The organism is Ulvibacterium marinum, from assembly GCF_003626755.1.
In the GTDB taxonomy this organism is placed as follows: Bacteria; Bacteroidota; Bacteroidia; order Flavobacteriales; family Flavobacteriaceae; genus Ulvibacterium; species Ulvibacterium marinum.
In genome coordinates this window covers 396,167-411,880 of sequence record NZ_RBCJ01000002.1, presented here as the reverse complement: position 1 = coordinate 411,880, position 15,714 = coordinate 396,167, and the positions used below count along the sequence as shown (strand labels likewise).

Sequence of the window (15,714 nt, the reverse complement as noted above, 5' to 3'; positions counted from 1 at the left end):
CCTACTTACCGTCACATCCAGGCTTAGCATCGATATCCGATTCCAAGCGAATATTGCTTAGTCCAATATCTACACCTTCTGCGGCAGTAAGCATTAGTGCGGAACTCACTTTGGTCATGTCTACACCAAGATTGGCAAAGCAACTTAGGCTTATTCGATATTCGCTCCAGTCATTCGCTGCAATGTTGATATCAAGGAATTGATCGCAAGGGGAGTTTTCACCACACATACCTATTTGGACAACTGCGTCGCTGGCCTTAAATGATCTAGCGGAGAAAGTAAGCTCCATGGCGCCATTTGCCTGACGGGACATATCACTTGGTGAGGCCGCATTGATCCTCATTTGATCATGGTCCGATCTAGTCCATTTTATCCTCAAGGCATCTTCTTGTGCCTCATGGTCGATTTTACTAATGATCAACCCTCCAACGGATGTTGGAAAGCTGGCAATCTGTTTATTCAAATCACCTGAACGCAACCATAATCCCCAAGGTGCAACAGCAGCCCCTTTACTGAAAAATTCGCCCGTAGATGCTATAGCGCTATTTTCCAGCCCGGAGTTTTCCGAAAGTTGACCCACTACTGTTGTAGAATCAGTATAGGTAAGACCATACCCCAACTTAAACAAGGGTTCAGCATCTTCCGACACGACGGCACTGGCTGGCCAGGAGAAAGATAGACGACCCGTAAAATCAAAAGACGGGTCCCTTTGAAATAATAGATCCGAAATACCTCCTCCTTCGGTACCGGGCAACCATGCGGCGACAAATGCGTCCGACAAGTTGATTTCAGGATTGCTCCATAACGGCCGGCCTGATAGAAAAACGGATACGATTGGAATACCCTGACTTTGAAATTTCGCCAATGTATTCACATCAAAACCATTGGGAACAAAGTCGAGATTTTCACGATCTCCCTGGAATTCAGCGTATGGGTCCTCTCCATAGATGGCGATTACGACATCGGCAGCCACTAGAGCTTCTCCATTGGCAGAATAAACAACTTTACCACCAGCCTTATGGACCGCTTCTCGTATACCCTCCAGTATCGACTCGCTATTGGGGAACTCCTCGTTGGTATGCCCTACGCCTTGCCAAGAGCGTGTCCATCCTCCACATGCCTTGGAAATACTCTCCGCTCCATCACCGACTACCAGGATCGTTTTCTTAGCATCCAAGGGTAACACACCGCCGTTGTTTTTAAGCAAAACCATGGACTCCCGAACCGCCTGGCGTGCAATGGCCCTGTTTTTAGGTAACCCCAAAAGACTTTCATCCCCCGCATTTTTTCGTGTGCTCGGTGCACCTTTGGTAAATATACCGGATGCCATTTTTACACGCAGGATACGGCGCACTGCATCATCCAATCGTTCCATTGGAACAGTTCCGTCCTTTACATGCTTTAAGGTGCTTTCATACAAGTCTTTCCAGCTGTCGGGAGCCATAAACATATCGAGACCTGCATTCAGCGACTGTGGACAATCGGTATTCGTACAGCCGGCAACTTGGCCATGACCGTTCCAGTCACCTACCACGAAGCCGTTGAACCCAAGTTGCCCCTTTAAGACATCGGTCAACAGATCCCTGTCGCCATGGAGTTTTCTGCCTTGCCAGCTGGAGAAAGAAGCCATCACGGTTTGTACGCCTGCGGGTATGGCGCTGTAGTAACCCGCCGCATGTATCTTACGTAACTCTTCTTCACTAATGAGGGCATCACCTTGATCAACACCTTTTTCCGTGGCACCATCGGCGAGAAAGTGCTTGGCACTGGATATAACGCGACCGGCTCCCATAAAATCCTCTTCACCAAAACGGCCTTGCAGCCCGTAGACAATACGATCCGCGTATGACCTGACTATCTCGGGGTCTTCGGAGAAGCCTTCATAGCTTCTGCCCCAACGTAAGTCCTGCGGTACCGCTAAAGTCGGAGCAAAGGTCCAATCATGGCCGGATACCGTGAGTTCATGGGCGGTAACCGTTGCAATTTGCTCGATTAGGTCGGGATTGTGCATCGCACCGAGTCCAATATTATGCGGAAAGACTATAGCTCCGGTAAGGTTGGCATGACCATGTACCGCATCTATTCCCCATATACAGGGTATAGCCACCTCAACACCTTCATCGTCAATCGAAGCATTGTAGTATTTATCGGCCATTTCCAACCAAGTTTTGGTATCTGCATAAGGTAATGGCCCAGGGGCTGAATTCCCGCCACTCAGCACGGCACCTAGGCGATATTGCTTCACCTCCTCTGGCGTGACTGATCCATTGTCCGCCTGGATAACCTGACCTACTTTTTGTTCTAGCGTCAGTTTTGGCAGAAGCTCATCTATTTGTGCTTCTATCGCTGGATCCAACGGTAGCGGTTTGATGCTCGGCCAATCCTCCGGATTTACAAGATTCGCTGATTTTTCTATTGCTGTAGCGTTCTTTTTTTCAGTGCAGCCTAAAACTAGAATAGACAAAATACAGCATAGGGAAACGGGCAAGGTAAACGGCTTTACAATACGCATATTGAAATTGATATGAATTGTGATTTAAATTAATTAAAAATCCTTTCGGATTCTAATCCAAGGTGTAAGTTACATTATTTCTATCTGTAATTTGGAAATGTCCATTACAGTTGTACCGTAACCTTGTCCTATTATCATTTTCCGATTCTTTTTGGCTTGCGCATAAGGGTGTTTGGTAAATAACAATATGTCCCCTATAGATTTGATCGGTTCATTGATCCTTGCTCTCTCAACGCATATCCATTTTAGATGGACCGGCGTATTCGAAAAATAATGATTTTCATGCATTTTATACGATAAGGACAGCACTTCATACAATTGTAGATCTCAAATCCATGATTAGTGGTTAGATTCACATTAAAATAAGAATCACGCGCCTGCTATACGAATTGCCCTTTAATGAAAAATAAATAGATAGATGAATCCAATTGTATCCTATATCGCGGCTACAGCCATACTTTTTGCCCTAAGTGTTCTAGTTTTTATTCTAACCGGACTTATTAAAAATCGGCTTGGTCAGTAAATACGTCAATGCCTTTCTTGAAATAGGTCAATGGTTTTTCTTGCCCAACCCTTGCAGATGGGTCGACCCTTTTTGAGCCCTACCTCGTTTAAATTTTGTATCATAGCCCCTGCTTCGTAAAAAAACTTTACCTTAGATAGTATCAAAAAAGAGCTATGTGATCATATAGTTCAACATAGTCTCTTAAACCTTTGTAACTTCTCTTCTTTTATCCAGTCTTTAATTTGAATCCGATCAGTTGATCATAAAGGAGGATGATTTTGGCTTGTTATAACCCTTAAGAAAGAACGCTTATGAAATTTTACACGTCCATTTTTGCGTTATGCCTATGTTTCCCCATACTTTGTAATGCCCAGCCTAAAAAGCTTAACTATAGCGATGAAACTACTTTTCCCAAAGGCCGGATAGGAACGGTAACCCAAAAAATTATCAGTACCATAAATTCCAATGATGGGGATACCATAAAAGAATTCATCGAAAATACTTTTACCGAGGATTTTCAAAATATGGCGCCTATGGAGGCACATCAAGGACATTTCTTGAACTATTACCGACAGACAGGCGGCATTAGCTTTCATAGTATTAGAACCCATACGCCCAAAAATGAGCAAGAAATCGTACTTATTGCAAAAGATGAAAATTACGGTTCATGGCAAAAAATCATGTTTTCATTTGCTGATAAAGAAGGGTTGCTTCTCAAAGGGATAGGCTTTTCACCCGCTGAGACGCCAACCGATATCCTCCAATCTCAAATTTCGCAAAGTGAGCTCGTAGCGGAAATCAAAAAAACAGTAGTAAAATTATCCGAACTCGACCTTTTTTCAGGGGCTATATTGGTGGCCAAAGGAAACGATATCCTATATGAAGATGCCCGAGGAGAAGCTTCAAAGCGATTCCATGTAAAGAATAATTTGGAAACCAAATTTAATTTGGGTTCCATGAACAAAATGTTTACCTCCGTTGTCATTTTACAGCTTGTGGAAAAAGGCCTTATCGACTTAAAAGACCCGATAGACAAGTATATAGATGAAACCTGGCTGCCATCAAGCATAACTTCCAAAATTACTATACATCACCTGTTATCTCATACCAGTGGCTTGGGGAGTTACTTTAATGAAGACTTTTGGAATTCGTCCAGGGCATTATATAGGAGTATCGATGATTTTAAGCCCCTTGTACAAGGGGAATCCCTTGCATTTGAACCCGGGGAACGCTTTGGTTATAGCAATACGGGCATGTTATTGTTGGGCGTGATCATCCAAAAAGTAACCCAACAGGATTATTTTGAGTATGTGAAGCATACCATATTTGAATCCGCACGGATGTTGCATACCGACGCTTATGAAATGGATCAGCCCGTAGAAAATTTGGCCATGGGCTATGAACGATCTGACAATTCCTATGGATGGACAAACAACCTGTATAAGCATGTCATAAAAGGAGGGCCCGCTGGAGGAGGTTTCTCCACGGTACGGGACCTCCATAAATTTGCAATGGCCTTGGTGAATGAAAAACTGGTATCCAAAGCATCCTTGGAACTGCTTTGGACCGATTATTCAAATGCCGGATATGGGTACGGTTTTACAATTCGGCAATCCCCTAGTGGTAAAGTGGTAGGGCATAGTGGCGGGTTTCCAGGGCTTAATTCCAATCTGGATATATTTCTGGATCAGGGGTATGTTGTGGCGGTCATGTCCAATTATGATCGTGGCGCTAGTCCTTTGGCCAAAAAAGTGAGCGACTTGATCGATAGGCTGGCAAAATAAAGTTGAGCACTTTATGAAAGGTACGATTTGTTAAGAGTTTGAATAATGAACTTTTGAGTTGTTATTTGGCTAATTTTAAATAAACGTGTGATTACTTGTGCAGTATCCTATTATAGGTTACTTCCAAGAAAGGTTGGTTTTATAGGAACGACTAAAAGCGGAGATTTTGATGGCCTTGTATTCATACGAACAATAAAAACAATTTTGCTTTAGGAAGTAGCGGGTTTAATGTTCTGGTTTAGGTGGAAAAAGTTTTCGGGATCAAATTTCTTTTTCAATTCACTAAGCCTGTCAAAATTCACCCCATAGCTCTCTTTTACCCGGGCATCATCATCTTGCATCGTAAAGTTGACATACCCGCCCCCGCTACTGTGTGGAACCATTGCCTCATAATAACGCTTCGACCAATCCATAATCAACCCATTTTTTTTGGGGTCGTCGGTTACCCCTAGTATCACCTGCACCCATCGAATGTCGCGATGGGCCCAAGCCGTATCCTGTTGTCCGATTTCGTGGGCTTTTCCATCTACCGGATACAGGTGCATTGTGGATCGTGTTGTTGGTAGGTTGGCACCATATTCCGTATTCGTAGCTATACAGCTATCGGTCAGCTCATTCACATAATGCCCTTTCCAATACAAGTGTAATCCAGGTGGATAAAGCCAATCAAAAAGACTATTTAAGGTCGGTAGGGGCATTTCACCAACAAAGTCGAGTATGGGCGGGCCAAAGTTTCGGATCGGTTCAAATACTTCTTCAATCTTGTCCGAGGCACCCGTGTAGCACCAAACGATGCCACAAACATTTTTCTTGCGAAGGTGCTCCGGAAAGGGATTGGCATCGGGTACCGTTAAAAAGGCAAAAAAACCATAGAGGTCGTGGGAGGCATCTTTAGTATGATTATCGAAAAACTGCATAACTTCCTTGGCCTTTTCTATGGGCCAGAGCATAGGTCCGGCATAGACGTTCTTAATAGGAACCAAAGTAAAAGTAAACGATACTACCACACCGAAGTTTCCACCTCCGCCACGCAGTGCCCAGAATAAATCAGGATGACTATTTTCATTAGCCGTTACGATTTCACCTGAGGCCAATACGACCTCGGCCGCTATCAAATGATCAATGGTCAAACCTGCTTTTCGGGTCAAAAAACCCAACCCACCTCCCAGGGTCAATCCAGAAATTCCGGTATTCCCGTTTACCCCAACGGGGAGCGCAAGACCATGTTCATGTGTGGCCTTATCCACATCGCTTAAGGTATTTCCGGGCGCTATTTCGGCAATCCCTTTTTTTGGATCGATATCTATTTCCTTCATTTCAGAAAGGTCGATGACCAAACCGCTATCGACCAGGGAAAGACCGGCACCATTATGCCCGCCCGCTTTGACCGACACTTCTAGGTTATTTGTTTTTGCAAAATGAACCGCTTTTGATACATCATGCTTGTTTTTGCATTTAACGAAGAGCGCAGGTCGCTTTTCAATCATGGCATTGTAGATGGTCCGTGCCTCATCGTATTCCGAATCTTGGGGGAGAATAATCCTCCCCTGTAATTCAGTCCTGAGTCTTTCTATTTCAATATCAGCTGCCATTTTATTTTTCTTTTTGCATTTGGGCTATTTTATTTTCCACAAACGTATTGAGTTCCTTCATTTCCTTTTCAGGGCTAAATTCAATGCTTCTAGCATCTTCATCCACAATCAGGGTATGCCCCGGGGGCATGTAATAAACTTCTCCGGCCACTACACTTTTAGTACTATTATTGGAATCGATAATACGTATTTTACCTTTTTCCAAATATCCCCAGTGCGGCACTTGACATAAGTCGTCTTTTAAGCCTTGTAAGATAGGAGTGAAATCGGTACCGCCCTTGAACTCGTTTATTGAGACTGTCATTCCTCCCCACCCATGAATCATGTTGATAATATTTCCTTTTGGAAAGTCATCTTTTGATATATGGGTTTCCCCTTGAACATTATCAGTTTGTAAAACCACTTCCTGAGCGATGAGCTGATACTCACAAAGGAAAGTCAGCATTAAAATGGCGATAAACATTGAAATTCTTTTCTTGTTTTTCCCTGATTTCATTTTTTGATGTATTGGTTGTACGTTTTACAAAGAAAACATCATGGAACCTTAGCACTATTCAAAGGGCATTCCAACATGTTTTCTATTGTGTAAAACTAAAGGGCCAAAAACACTCGGGGTGTAAGTTTTGTTCCAAAACCTGACACAAATTAGACATGGGTCGATGGGTAAGTCTTTGAATCAACTCTGATTGGACTTGGTCATCATAGAGGGAAGCATATCAAACCGCTTTCGAAATACCCTGGTAAAATACGTAGGACTATTGAAACCCGAATCATAGGCAACCTCTGAGACTGTCTTACCTCTTTTTGCTAGTGCTTTGGCCGCATGCAGCAGACGCAATTCGGACAAAAGCTTTTTAGGGGAAATACCGAATAGGAAGGAAATCTTCCGATAGGCTTGGGTCTTACTTAAACCCAACTGTGTACTGAGGGCATCGTTGTTAAAACCTGAATTGTTTAGGTTTTTCGTCAACACCATATCCAGTTTTTCCATTTCATCATAGGCCGTTTGATCGATAACGGTGATTCCGGTGGTATCCAATTTAGAAACATCACCTTTCTTGAAAGCCGAAAGCTCAGTATCGGAATCCATACATATTCCCAAGGCAAAACCCAGCCTTGACAATACCCCTACCTTCTTCTTGGTTTCTTCGAACAAATCCTTGCTATACTCGTCTACCGGTTTTCCGGTGGCCAAGGCTATACTAAAGGGTGCATTGCCCGCTAAGGTTTCAAAGTACTTGGCAATCTCTATGGAACACCTTACGGTATCCGAAGCATCGATAAATGAAGCCATTAAATTACTAGTTGGAGACTTCACCAAGCTACCGTTGTTCCTCTTTATTAATTCGCGCACGTTGAATTTCCAAGCCGTTGGCCCATTTAAAAAATCGATGATATCCACCAACAGAAGTGTGCGGTACCCACTATCTACATCACCCGACAAGGTCAAGGCCAAATCTTGTGAATTTTGACCGCCTTCACCCATATATGGCAAAAACTCATGCTCAGAAGAAACTTCTATAACATTGCAGGCCCCAATGCCATGGGCCTCTTGATGGCTTTCTATACAGGCGGTCATGCTTGGCCCCTCCATTAGGCAAAAAGCTGTTTTTTGGGCAAGGTTGAGATAGTACTTCTTGTAGACCAACCCGTGTTTGTTCTGCACCGCGATATCACGCAAATGCCCCTTATAGGCATCTTCTTCGGTAAAAGCGTCCGAATCGATTTTATGAAAATCCATAAACAAGGCCATAGGACTGAATTTAGAAAGGTCAGACTGTAATAATCCGACCCTCACTAATATACAATTTTTGCCAATGCTGGTTCGTTGAAAAGCGCGGTTTTATTATTTCGGTCAAGTTGCAGCGTGCTTGCTTAAAAAAAAGAAGTACATAAAAACTTGGTATATTATACTTTTAATCAAGTATCAAAGAAGGTGAACTGCGAACCAGGCCGATCAAATAGTTTAGGCCTTCCATGTTATATATTTTAGGATATACAAGATTAAAATGGTTGCATGAGATTATGACCAAAGGTTAGATATACATGTTATATTCAATCCTTTCTTTGAACTTTAATTTTAGACATAATACCTGACCATTGGTCGATGCTTAGATGTCCTATCAACAATTTCGAAACCTGCCTTCTCAAATGACTTGTAATGACCTATCCATAAAAAACCATCGGGTAATTTATCTTGAGTTGGAATTGTCGGATACGCTTCCAAAATTTTTATGCCCTCTTGTTTCGCATATTCTACCGCCCCCTTCAAAAGCTCGACCGAAATACCGTGCTTTCTGAACTCTTTGGAAACGAACGTACAAGGTATTGACCAAACCTTTTTGTCATCAATTGGTTTATGTACCCTAGACCTTTGTAACCTGGCAAAGTCCTCCCTTGGGGATAATGCGCACCATGCGACAGGAACATCATCATAAAATCCAATGAGTCCTGTTGGTTTGCCTTCCCAAACCAACTTTTTGAGTGCACTTTTGTTTCCGTCATTAATTTTTCCTTCCTCATGTGCCGATTTATGCAACCGGAAATGCATGCACCAACAATTTGCACCAGCTCCTTTCTCTCCAAATAGCTCAAGTAGTTTCCCCCAATTATTCTTTCTTAAAGGTTCAATTCGAAAATTAGTCATGCCAAGAGTATAGTTTGTTTTCCAAAATCCAATTTGGTCATTTATCGTTTATTTAAACTTTTTCATGAATATAGCAGAAATTCGCTTTTAAAATCTTTCAGTCGAGTCAGCAAGTTTCCAAATCCTGCCGTTAAGTTCAAATTCTCGAAACATTTCTTTGGCTTCTTCAATCGTCCATTTTTTCCATTTGGGGTTTAGGTGGTTTCCGTACCATTTTTGTGAGAAGTTCCAAATCTTCTCAATCGGTTGAATATCACCTTTCGAAATGTTGTGCTTTCTTGTCCAATCGTCAATTTGTTGTTCATTTTCAAATACCAACATATTGCTACAGGTGTATATTACATTGTCCCATGCATTCTTCATCGGAATTGGAAAATGAATGAAATAGTTCTTTTCTTGAATTTCTCCACTTATAATGTTGATTTCGATTTGTTTGGTTTCCGCTCCGATAGTTGTCGTTATTTTTACGTCATCTTTAAGCAATGCGGCCACTCCAAGCGAACACCACGCGCAGTTTCCCCACCATTCTCCGTTTTTAGTTCTAACATAGAAATTCGTTGGTGCCAAAGAAAATGGGTGAATTACCCAAACTTTAGGTTCGTTAGGGTGCAGAACAATTCCGTGATATTCCTGTAAATTTTTTAACCCGTTTTCAATGTCGTTTTTTGTTGCTTTAAGTGTTTTTGAAAGGTCCTCAACACTTGGTGCAAATCCGTTATCGATTATTCCTTTAATTAGTGTATAGTGAAGATTTGAATTTGTTATCATTTATTTTTTTGTGTTTGGTTCTCAACTTGCTGCTAGCGTACTCTGCTATGCGTAGTTGTGTGGTTTAGCACTTAACTCCCGCCCGTACCGAACTACGTTCGGGCGCGTTGCAAGTACACCAAACTGAAAATCCGAGAGGATTTTCAGAAGTAGGCGAGAACCTGTCTGCCGACAGGCAGGCAAGCAATTACTTATAGCCATCTTTGTTGTGCTTTCGTTATTAGTGTTTCAAAGGTTTCAATATTTGACTAATTGACCCTCTACTAAGTACTTTTCCTTTATTAATCACGGTATTAATTTCTTCAATATTTTCAATATTTTCGAGAGGGTTCTTGTCTAATACAATCAAATCTGCCACTGTATTACTTTCTATACTTCCATAATAATTTTCCAAACCAAAGAATTTAGGGCCATTAATTATAGAGCATTTAAGTGCTTGTTGTGGAGTAAGTCCAGCTTCCACTAACATTATTAATTCTCCATGTAATGATTCTCCCGGATAGGTATAGGAGTTAAATGGACCGCAGTCTGAACCAGCAAGTAAGTTGATTCCGGCTTGGTACATAGGAACGATCATTTCTGAAAACTGCTTTTCTGTTTTGGCTCCTAAATCACTTCCTTCAGCTTTTCTTTTTATAGCACTATTTATTCGCATCTGGTATGTCTTTTGAATTCCCTTTCCTATAAATGGTAATAATTCATCATTCGAATGATTGGTATCCAATATCTCGGTAAGTATTTTTCCAATATGTAAGGTTGGAGTGATATAAAAATCTTTAGATGCCATTTTAGCATATACCTCCTCGGCAATCTTAGAATCAAATTCAAGTCTTCCATCGACCAATTTTGAGCAAGCTTGTAAACTTGAGAACATATGTTCCTCACCATCTAATCCATATGCAATAGCTTCCATAAGATTAGCAGTTTCGGGCACATGTCCAGTTGTTTTAAGACCACGCTTTTCCGCTTCTTTTAAAATGTTATAAAAAATTTCTTTGCTTAAATTGTAATTGTAAAGTTTTACATAATCAACATCTATTGCTTCTAGAGAATCTAAGGCCATTTTTATTTGACTAGAATCGACGATGTTGATTGAGCCTTCCCATGTTGGTTTTGGTCCATCAAGTTTAGGTCCTGAGGTGAAAATATTTGGCCCATCGAGGGTCTTATTTCTTAATTGATTTCGCCATTTCATTATACTAGGGGTTATATCTCCACCAGCATCTCTGATGGTTGTAACTCCATGGCTAAGAAAAAGTGGAAGAAGATTTTTATTTTCCTGAATAAGAGAATCTCCTCCTCTAAAATGAACATGCATATCCCATAGACCGGGCATTACATATTTATTATCGACATCAATGGTTTCTAATGATTCGAGCTTGTTCATGTTGTTCATCTTACCAATCAACCGAATTGTATCATTTGAAATGGCAATAAAACTTCCATTGTTTAGTGTTCCCGTTTTAACATCAATAATAGTTGCATTTAAAATCAGTAAATCATATTTACTTTTCTTCTCCTCTTCGCAAGAGTAAAAAACTAGTATCCATATCAGTAATGAAGAAAAGTGTTTTTTCATGATTTTGAGTTTAATGAAGCACAACTTTTTATATAGATGTAAAATACATCTTTAGACGCCTATTTCGATATGTAATTGATGCATACAGGTATCGTGTATTTAAACTTTGAATTTAAAAGCAACCATTACTAAGTTAGTCATCTTATTTAAACCATGATGAAATATTGTTCGCTTCTACTCAGCGTTTTGGTACTTTTTTCCTGTTCTGATGATGAACCGACTGCCGGTTGTTTTCAAGATGAAGGAAGGAGAATAGTAACCATTGTAAATAATATCAACGGCACTGTTATTTTCAATGGAGATTGCGGATATCTTATTGATCCGGACGAACGACTTGATAGAAACCCAACAAGTGTACTGTTTCCATGCAATCTTGAGATTGAATTTGAAGTTGACGGCTTGAAAGTAAACTTCAGCGGCTTTATCTATGAGTCATTCGAGTTTGAGGATATATGTGCAGATTTTTTTGAAATTACAGATATTGAAATCGTACCAGATGTTCAATAGGCTGAATAATTAATTTTGGCAATCCTTTCTTTAAACTTTCTGGTTTTGTTATTCATTGTTTGGCCTTATTAAGACAGTCTTGCATTATTGACTTTTCGTTCTCAAGAATTTTTTCCGCTCCAACATTTGAGTTTTTATAATTTTCCCCGAGATTATCAAAAGCACATTCACAATATTTATCCGCAATTTTTTTGTCGATTTCCGGATTGGTTACTCTGATTTTCTTGCTACATTCTTCAATTCCGTCTTTTCGAATGCTCTTTTTTACTTTAAAGTAATCATAGACGTTGTATCCGATAACAGTGATTACTATCACAAGTCCAAGATTTTTATATTTCCACATCCCATATTCATACTTTGAGAAAACCTAGGTTTTCTATTTTTTCTTCATCCAATTCCGGTACGGATATTAACATCCTTTGCCCGGTACCACAACCACACGATTCGCACCGAACATCCAGAGTTGAATTATTATCAAAATTGATACTCAAGATATTGATGCTATTATCTTTCAAAAAATCTTTCAGTGCATTCGTCGTGTCAAGGTTCGAATCATTCTCTCCGGTTCCCCAGGGATCGGAACATTTGGTTTGTTCCCAATAGTATTGTCTTCCATCTTCATCCTTACCGCATGAAGTAAATATCAGTATTGCTATTAAGGAAAAAACAAGAAATACTCTATTCATCACTTTTTGAGATTAAATACTAACTTCGATATGCCTATCGTTTTTTTGAACTTTCAAGTTACATTATGAAGATAGAAATTAATATGCAACTTCTATAAAAGGCTCGTTTTACAGGAGCATTCATTTCTGTCAATGACAAGCCAATACCAATTCTCTCCAGTCAAGTCTGGTGTTCAATTAATGGACATCTCATGTAAATATTTTTTACAGTAACATGGGAACATTTTTAGTTATATGGCTATAACCATTTGATTTTTAATTAATTGTGTTCTTGGCATAATATTAGATCGAGAATAAACATCCGTAGGATGTTTATTTCAAACTTCCGGGGTTTGCCAAATACATATTTTACTTACTCATCAATCAAAAAGATCATGTTTAAAAACATCTTTGAAAGTCGCGTATTCAAATCCTGCCGAGTCCTTAAGGTCAGAATAATTAGTAAAAATAAGTGTAACAAACAGCAAAACAACCGAGTCTTTAATAGCAGAACTATTCATCTATTTAAAAATGAACCGATTATGAAAAAAGCAAGTTTACTAGTAGCAGGAATGCTCTTAACGGTATGCAGTGTCATTGGGCAGTATACCGAAACCCTAAATATTGAAGAAGCCTTTGATAATGTACGACTGGACGGGAACGTACGCCTATATTTACAAGAAGGTTCTGAGACCAAGGTCAATCTTGAAACAAGAAATGAGAAAAAAATGGAGGATTATCGAATCACCGTTCAAAATAACACCTTGTACATAGGGCTTCGTAAAAAGCAACGTTACGGCGGTACTAGGAAACGCCATTCCTCTCCTAGGATCAAAGTGAATCTGACGCATCCCGAATTAAAGGGGGTTAATGTGGAAGGTTTGGTATATGTCTATTCCATTGATCCCGTTTCGAGCAATAGTTTTAGTGTAAAAGGCGATGGGCTTATCAGAGGAAAAATTGAAGTGGACGTTCAAAGATTAGAAGTCGATTTGGATGGATTATGTTCCATGAGGTTTTCAGGCAAAGCGGACAGATCCGATTTGCGTTTGGATGGAATGGGAAGAATCAATGCCCGGGATCTGGAAACATCGAAAGTACACAAATCGGCGGATGGACTTACGAGTATTAGAGTTGCCAAACTCTAGTTTTATCCTGATGATTTATTTTCCTTTATTTGAACTTTGAATCAATCGCTATGGCAAGCTTTATTGCGGTCTTGCGGGCAGCATATTTCTTATAGCAGCAATTTTCCATCTATCCTCTTTGTAAACAACAATAAAAGTGCTCCACATCTTCCGGATAGTCTTATCGGAATTCTGTATTTGATATCTGGCATCCGCAATTGCACTCGTTGAGTTAAGAAATCGTATTTTTTCAACTTTGAGCGTTCTTGTTCCGGGATTGCTTGCAGAACTGCGCAACATCCCTTTCATAGATTCCTTTTTACCATTTCTCCAATTTCCAGAAGAGACCAATTGGTCCACATCGGTCACTAAAATACTTTCGAGCAATACGGTATCTTTACTTTCCCTTGCCTGGGCGTAACTTTCGACCAGGTCATAAATTCCTTGTCTTTGTTCGGTATTGCTAACAGTCTCCTGAGGATAAATCAATGGCATTGCCATAAGGGAACATAGGATAAAAAGAAAGTTATTTTTCATGATCTGATTATGTTTTTTGACTCTTTTTCACTTCTATTGTCGATAGTGGCGACAAAAAAGAAATAAATCGTTTTTTTGAACTTTCAATTTAATGATAAAAATAGCTTTCCCTATAAAAGTTTAATGTATGACACCCAGAAGTAATAGGAGGCTCAGCTAAATCTATCATGATTCCATTTTAAAACGACCAGGATTGGACTTGGAAATGCTGTAAATGTGGTTTAGTTTCAAAATGTGATTAATGGCAATAAGTAACAAGACCGTAGTGGCCAAGAAAATAGGAATTCCATCAACTTTTAGGTCTGTAGAGAATAGTGTAACACCGGACTCCAGATATTTGTAAACAATAAAATTCACCGCTAACACGACCACGGTTATAGCAGAGATTGTAGGTATAAAACGCCACACAGCGGTTTTTTTGTCGACTTCCCTAGCTTCGAGACGCAGCATCAGTTTGTCGGTAAAACCATCAGAGGTTGGGATGATACTTTTCTCTATGAGTTCTTTGGTTTCTTTCTCGTTCATAATAAATCATGTATTTCGTTCCCTAACAACTTTTTGAGCTCTTTGTCCAGGTTAATCCTGCCTCTGTGAAGATCCACTTTTATTTTGGAACTTTTGAATCCGGTAATATCTTCTATTTCCGTGATTTTTAAATCACACAGGTAGAATAACCTGAGAATCAATGCCTGATCGGCCTTTAGTCTATTTAGGGCCACTCGTATATACTTTTCTTGTTCTTCTTCTTTAAGGTCATTTAGAGCCGTATTATCTATTGATTTTTCAGGTTTTAAGTCAACTTGGGAAAGACTTGTTTGATTTTTATACTTTTTCAGTTCATTGTAACTGGTATTTACCACGATGCGATACAACCATGTAGAAAAGGCGGAGTTGAAATTGAATGCATCTACTTTTTCAAACACTTTAACAAAAACATCCTGTAAAACATCTTCTGCCCTTATCTCGTCTTTTAGTATTGAACAAGCGAGGGACAGGGATACGTTTTTATACTTTTCAACAAGTTGTCTAAAAGCGCCCGTATCTCCATCTTTTATCCTATTGATTAAAAAGATATCGTTATTTGGGGTTTCAAGACTCAAGCTTTCTTCTTATGAAGTGTGCTAAGGCCAGACCAAAACTCCCGAATATCAATATTGTTCCCCAAACCAACAAATCCATGGTATCTTCAGATAAATCCATTGTCGTGAAAATGGATGATACGATAAGTCCAATACCCAGGCCCAGCAAGATGCCACCTATGTCTAGATACCGTAATTTTTCATTTGGGGTTTTGGACGTCAAACCCCTGTCTATCATAGCTTTTTTGACCTGATAGGTGTACTTGGCAATGATAAAGGTAATTGTCACCAGCCCTAATATCATGCCCAATCCCATAATTACATCCTGTGTTGATTGCATATCTTGGCACTTTAAATTATTCTTCTATTATCAGTTCTAACTTATGGTATATGTATTTCCACTATTACCGAA

General features: G+C 39.9%; 16 protein-coding genes. 3 read left to right on the top strand and 13 right to left on the bottom strand.

Annotated features, from left to right (window positions below):
• Nucleotide 1: 1 nt before the first annotated feature.
• The gene (locus D7Z94_RS08965; RefSeq protein WP_120711225.1) at nucleotides 2-2,512 is read right to left on the bottom strand and encodes a glycoside hydrolase family 3 protein; all 2,511 of its coding nucleotides are present in this window, start codon (nucleotides 2,510-2,512) and stop codon (nucleotides 2-4) included.
• An 816-nt stretch (nucleotides 2,513-3,328) separates the two neighbouring features.
• On the opposite strand from D7Z94_RS08965, the gene D7Z94_RS08955 reads away from it, so the two are divergent.
• Nucleotides 3,329-4,801: a serine hydrolase domain-containing protein gene (locus D7Z94_RS08955; protein WP_120711223.1), complete on the top strand. Its 1,473-nt coding sequence runs from the start codon at nucleotides 3,329-3,331 to the stop codon at nucleotides 4,799-4,801.
• 209 nt (nucleotides 4,802-5,010) lie between these two features.
• On the opposite strand, the gene D7Z94_RS08950 is transcribed toward D7Z94_RS08955, so the two are convergent.
• The 6 genes from D7Z94_RS08950 to D7Z94_RS08925 form a co-directional block, all read right to left on the bottom strand.
• A complete protein-coding gene (locus D7Z94_RS08950) occupies nucleotides 5,011-6,393 on the bottom strand; it encodes an FAD-binding oxidoreductase (protein ID WP_120711222.1) in 1,383 nt (460 codons plus the stop codon).
• A 1-nt stretch (nucleotide 6,394) separates the two neighbouring features.
• Complete coding sequence (locus tag D7Z94_RS08945; RefSeq protein ID WP_211341774.1) at nucleotides 6,395-6,889, bottom strand: cupin domain-containing protein; 495 nt, start codon at nucleotides 6,887-6,889, stop codon at nucleotides 6,395-6,397.
• 180 nt (nucleotides 6,890-7,069) lie between these two features.
• Complete coding sequence (locus tag D7Z94_RS08940; RefSeq protein WP_120711221.1) at nucleotides 7,070-8,146, bottom strand: nickel-binding protein; 1,077 nt, start codon at nucleotides 8,144-8,146, stop codon at nucleotides 7,070-7,072.
• A gap of 327 nt (nucleotides 8,147-8,473) precedes the next feature.
• On the bottom strand, nucleotides 8,474-9,040 hold the full coding sequence (locus D7Z94_RS08935) for a GNAT family N-acetyltransferase (RefSeq protein WP_120711220.1): 567 nt from the start codon (nucleotides 9,038-9,040) through the stop codon (nucleotides 8,474-8,476).
• 87 nt (nucleotides 9,041-9,127) lie between these two features.
• Nucleotides 9,128-9,808 (bottom strand): alkylmercury lyase family protein, encoded by a 681-nt coding sequence (locus tag D7Z94_RS08930; RefSeq protein ID WP_120711219.1) that lies wholly within the window; start codon nucleotides 9,806-9,808, stop codon nucleotides 9,128-9,130.
• A 220-nt stretch (nucleotides 9,809-10,028) separates the two neighbouring features.
• A complete protein-coding gene (locus D7Z94_RS08925; RefSeq protein ID WP_120711218.1) occupies nucleotides 10,029-11,387 on the bottom strand; it encodes an amidohydrolase family protein in 1,359 nt (452 codons plus the stop codon).
• Nucleotides 11,388-11,540: 153 nt separating this feature from the next.
• On the opposite strand from D7Z94_RS08925, the gene D7Z94_RS08920 reads away from it, so the two are divergent.
• Nucleotides 11,541-11,894: a hypothetical protein gene (locus D7Z94_RS08920; RefSeq protein WP_120711217.1), complete on the top strand. Its 354-nt coding sequence runs from the start codon at nucleotides 11,541-11,543 to the stop codon at nucleotides 11,892-11,894.
• A 52-nt stretch (nucleotides 11,895-11,946) separates the two neighbouring features.
• On the opposite strand, the gene D7Z94_RS08915 is transcribed toward D7Z94_RS08920, so the two are convergent.
• Both D7Z94_RS08915 and D7Z94_RS08910 read right to left on the bottom strand, forming a co-directional pair.
• Nucleotides 11,947-12,237 (bottom strand): hypothetical protein, encoded by a 291-nt coding sequence (locus D7Z94_RS08915; protein ID WP_120711216.1) that lies wholly within the window; start codon nucleotides 12,235-12,237, stop codon nucleotides 11,947-11,949.
• Nucleotides 12,238-12,244: 7 nt separating this feature from the next.
• Complete coding sequence (locus D7Z94_RS08910; protein ID WP_120711215.1) at nucleotides 12,245-12,580, bottom strand: hypothetical protein; 336 nt, start codon at nucleotides 12,578-12,580, stop codon at nucleotides 12,245-12,247.
• 521 nt (nucleotides 12,581-13,101) lie between these two features.
• Here D7Z94_RS08910 and D7Z94_RS08905 point away from each other — a divergent pair.
• Complete coding sequence (locus D7Z94_RS08905) at nucleotides 13,102-13,707, top strand: GIN domain-containing protein (RefSeq protein ID WP_158594609.1); 606 nt, start codon at nucleotides 13,102-13,104, stop codon at nucleotides 13,705-13,707.
• Nucleotides 13,708-13,767: 60 nt separating this feature from the next.
• On the opposite strand, the gene D7Z94_RS08900 is transcribed toward D7Z94_RS08905, so the two are convergent.
• The 4 genes from D7Z94_RS08900 to D7Z94_RS08885 form a co-directional block, all read right to left on the bottom strand.
• Complete coding sequence (locus tag D7Z94_RS08900; RefSeq protein ID WP_120711213.1) at nucleotides 13,768-14,223, bottom strand: DUF4440 domain-containing protein; 456 nt, start codon at nucleotides 14,221-14,223, stop codon at nucleotides 13,768-13,770.
• A gap of 165 nt (nucleotides 14,224-14,388) precedes the next feature.
• Nucleotides 14,389-14,748: a hypothetical protein gene (locus D7Z94_RS08895; RefSeq protein WP_120711212.1), complete on the bottom strand. Its 360-nt coding sequence runs from the start codon at nucleotides 14,746-14,748 to the stop codon at nucleotides 14,389-14,391.
• A complete protein-coding gene (locus D7Z94_RS08890) occupies nucleotides 14,745-15,323 on the bottom strand; it encodes an RNA polymerase sigma factor (protein WP_120711211.1) in 579 nt (192 codons plus the stop codon). The genes D7Z94_RS08895 and D7Z94_RS08890 overlap by 4 nt, the downstream gene beginning before the upstream one ends.
• Nucleotides 15,313-15,642: a hypothetical protein gene (locus D7Z94_RS08885; RefSeq protein WP_120711210.1), complete on the bottom strand. Its 330-nt coding sequence runs from the start codon at nucleotides 15,640-15,642 to the stop codon at nucleotides 15,313-15,315. The genes D7Z94_RS08890 and D7Z94_RS08885 overlap by 11 nt, the downstream gene beginning before the upstream one ends.
• Between the last annotated feature and the right edge of the window lie 72 nt (nucleotides 15,643-15,714).

Bases quoted from the DNA above. Each gene is read 5' to 3' on its own strand.
- D7Z94_RS08965 (WP_120711225.1), bottom strand. From the start codon at position 2,512: ATGCGTATTGTAAAGCCGTTTACCTTGCCCGTTTCCCTATGCTGTATT.
- D7Z94_RS08885 (WP_120711210.1), bottom strand. From the start codon at position 15,642: ATGCAATCAACACAGGATGTAATTATGGGATTGGGCATGATATTAGGG.
- D7Z94_RS08920 (WP_120711217.1), top strand. From the start codon at position 11,541: ATGATGAAATATTGTTCGCTTCTACTCAGCGTTTTGGTACTTTTTTCC.
- D7Z94_RS08935 (WP_120711220.1), bottom strand. From the start codon at position 9,040: ATGACTAATTTTCGAATTGAACCTTTAAGAAAGAATAATTGGGGGAAA.
- D7Z94_RS08910 (WP_120711215.1), bottom strand. From the start codon at position 12,580: ATGAATAGAGTATTTCTTGTTTTTTCCTTAATAGCAATACTGATATTT.
- D7Z94_RS08945 (WP_211341774.1), bottom strand. From the start codon at position 6,889: ATGAAATCAGGGAAAAACAAGAAAAGAATTTCAATGTTTATCGCCATT.
- D7Z94_RS08925 (WP_120711218.1), bottom strand. From the start codon at position 11,387: ATGAAAAAACACTTTTCTTCATTACTGATATGGATACTAGTTTTTTAC.
- D7Z94_RS08905 (WP_158594609.1), top strand. From the start codon at position 13,102: ATGAAAAAAGCAAGTTTACTAGTAGCAGGAATGCTCTTAACGGTATGC.
- D7Z94_RS08915 (WP_120711216.1), bottom strand. From the start codon at position 12,237: ATGTGGAAATATAAAAATCTTGGACTTGTGATAGTAATCACTGTTATC.
- D7Z94_RS08930 (WP_120711219.1), bottom strand. From the start codon at position 9,808: ATGATAACAAATTCAAATCTTCACTATACACTAATTAAAGGAATAATC.
- D7Z94_RS08955 (WP_120711223.1), top strand. From the start codon at position 3,329: ATGAAATTTTACACGTCCATTTTTGCGTTATGCCTATGTTTCCCCATA.
- D7Z94_RS08895 (WP_120711212.1), bottom strand. From the start codon at position 14,748: ATGAACGAGAAAGAAACCAAAGAACTCATAGAGAAAAGTATCATCCCA.
- D7Z94_RS08940 (WP_120711221.1), bottom strand. From the start codon at position 8,146: ATGGCCTTGTTTATGGATTTTCATAAAATCGATTCGGACGCTTTTACC.
- D7Z94_RS08950 (WP_120711222.1), bottom strand. From the start codon at position 6,393: ATGGCAGCTGATATTGAAATAGAAAGACTCAGGACTGAATTACAGGGG.
- D7Z94_RS08900 (WP_120711213.1), bottom strand. From the start codon at position 14,223: ATGAAAAATAACTTTCTTTTTATCCTATGTTCCCTTATGGCAATGCCA.